At 65.3% G+C, this 1,597-nt stretch carries 3 protein-coding genes and 1 pseudogene (1 of these 4 cut by a window edge); 1 reads left to right on the top strand and 3 read right to left on the bottom strand.

Annotation, left to right across the window (positions count from 1 at the left end; all coding sequences use genetic code 11):
• The first annotated feature begins 96 nt into the window (after window positions 1–96).
• Complete coding sequence (locus H5T65_13700) at window positions 97–444, top strand: nitrous oxide-stimulated promoter family protein (protein ID MBC7260283.1); 348 nt, start codon at window positions 97–99, stop codon at window positions 442–444.
• 10 nt (window positions 445–454) lie between these two features.
• Here H5T65_13700 and H5T65_13695 read toward each other — a convergent pair whose 3' ends face one another.
• The 3 genes and pseudogenes from H5T65_13695 to mutL form a co-directional block, all read right to left on the bottom strand.
• Complete coding sequence (locus tag H5T65_13695) at window positions 455–1,153, bottom strand: class I SAM-dependent methyltransferase (protein ID MBC7260282.1); 699 nt, start codon at window positions 1,151–1,153, stop codon at window positions 455–457.
• Window positions 1,150–1,557: a hypothetical protein gene (locus tag H5T65_13690; GenBank protein ID MBC7260281.1), complete on the bottom strand. Its 408-nt coding sequence runs from the start codon at window positions 1,555–1,557 to the stop codon at window positions 1,150–1,152. The genes H5T65_13695 and H5T65_13690 overlap by 4 nt, the downstream gene beginning before the upstream one ends.
• Window positions 1,469–1,597 (bottom strand): annotated as a pseudogene (mutL, locus tag H5T65_13685) (DNA mismatch repair endonuclease MutL) (it continues 1,287 nt past the right edge of the window). The gene H5T65_13690 and the pseudogene mutL overlap by 89 nt, the downstream one beginning before the upstream one ends.

Genomic DNA, 1,597 nt, shown 5'->3' with positions numbered 1-1,597 from the left:
GGTGCGACGCACTTCCGGACGGGCTTCCCACCTGCGCACCAACACAAAATAGAGGACCAAGCCGTATATTCCGCAAGGTCCGAGGTTCGTGGGGGAATGCAAGGCAAGCGTCCGGCGCGGATTGCGCGCGAACGCAAGACGGTGGAAGCGATGATCCGCATCTACTGTCGCGGGCAACACGGCACGCGCGGCGACCTGTGTGCCGACTGCGAGGAGTTGCTGGCCTACGCCGAGGAGCGGCTGGAGAGGTGTCGGTTTGGCGCGGACAAGCCCACCTGCGCCAACTGTCCGGTCCACTGCTACAAGCCCGACATGCGCGAGCGCATCCGCGCCGTCATGCGCTACGCAGGCCCGCGCATGTCGTACCGCCACCCCATCCTGACGCTGTTCCACTTCTGGGACGGGCGGAAGAAACCGCCGAAGCGAACGGGGGGCCACCCGTAGCGAGCCAGGCTCATCCAGATCTCTGCGCCAGCACGAAGAGGTGCACAGACTCGCTCGTGTCCAGGCTGTCGGGCACAAGCCTGTGCCACTCCACGGCGAATCCGCACTCCGAGAGCATGTCCAGGTAGGTATCCGTGTCGTAGTGACTCCAGTACATCGGCGCGCCCATGAAGTTGTCCTCATAGTCGGGCAGGTCGTTTGCCCCTAGGCACAGCAGCGCCCATCCCCCGGGTTTCAACATGCGGCGGAAGTTCTCCAGCAGCGGGCGGTGCGACTCTCGCCGAACATGAATAATGGCGTAGTAGGACACGATGGCGTCAAACGAGCCATCGGGGAAATCCAATTGCGTGATGTCTCGGCAGAAGAACCGCGCTTGGGGTACATTCTCGCGGGCCAGGGCAATCTGCGCCGCCGAGAAGTCCACGCCCGTAACCTCAAATCTCTGCGCAAGGATGCGCGTTATGGGCACGCCCGCGCCGCAACCGGCATCCAGCACCTTCGCGCCCCTCGGCAGTCGCCGCGCCAGTTCGGCCAAGAGTCGCACATCATCCGAGTCCTCGCGACGATCCTCCGTATAGGCTACGGCAATGGCGTTGTAGCCTGCCCTGACGATGTCCTCTGCACGTTCTGACGGCCCACCCTCGGGCCTCGTAGGTGCCTGCCTTGGTGTCTCCTCTGCGTCATCAGCGATCTCTGCCGTGCGTCTCATCGCCCGAACTCCCGCGCGAGCAGCCCCATGCTCAGGTGCAGCACGGTGGGGCGGCCGTGGGGGCAGGTGCGCGGCAACGCCGATTGCTCCAACTGCTCCACCAGCGCCCGCATTTCTTCCGGCGTCAAAGTCTTGCCGGCGCGAATCGCCGCATGGCAGGCCACTACCGCCGTTACCCTGTGGCCCTGCACGGGGGGCGGCGGTTCCTGCCCCAGTTCGTTGAGCGTGTCCCGCAGCACCGTCGGGATGTCGCCGGCCGCCACATCCGCCGGCACCGCCCGAACCAGGCACGTCTCGCCGCCAAACGGCTCTATGTCAAACCCCAGCGCGGCCAGGTCGTCCAACGCCTCCTCCAGCGTGCTCATCTGCAGCGGCGTGAGTTCCACCGGCAGGGGTTCCAGCAACTGCTGTACGGGCATCTTGGAGGCGGTCTTCTGGGCCATG

The sequence above is a fragment of the Chloroflexota bacterium genome, from assembly GCA_014360805.1.
Lineage (GTDB): Bacteria > Chloroflexota > Anaerolineae > DTLA01 > DTLA01 > DTLA01.
This window is presented reverse-complemented; position numbering and strand designations above follow the sequence as displayed.

Coding starts and splice junctions, on each gene's coding strand:
- H5T65_13700 (MBC7260283.1), top strand. CDS start 97: ATGCAAGGCAAGCGTCCGGCGCGGATTGCGCGCGAACGCAAGACGGTG.
- H5T65_13695 (MBC7260282.1), bottom strand. CDS start 1,153: ATGAGACGCACGGCAGAGATCGCTGATGACGCAGAGGAGACACCAAGG.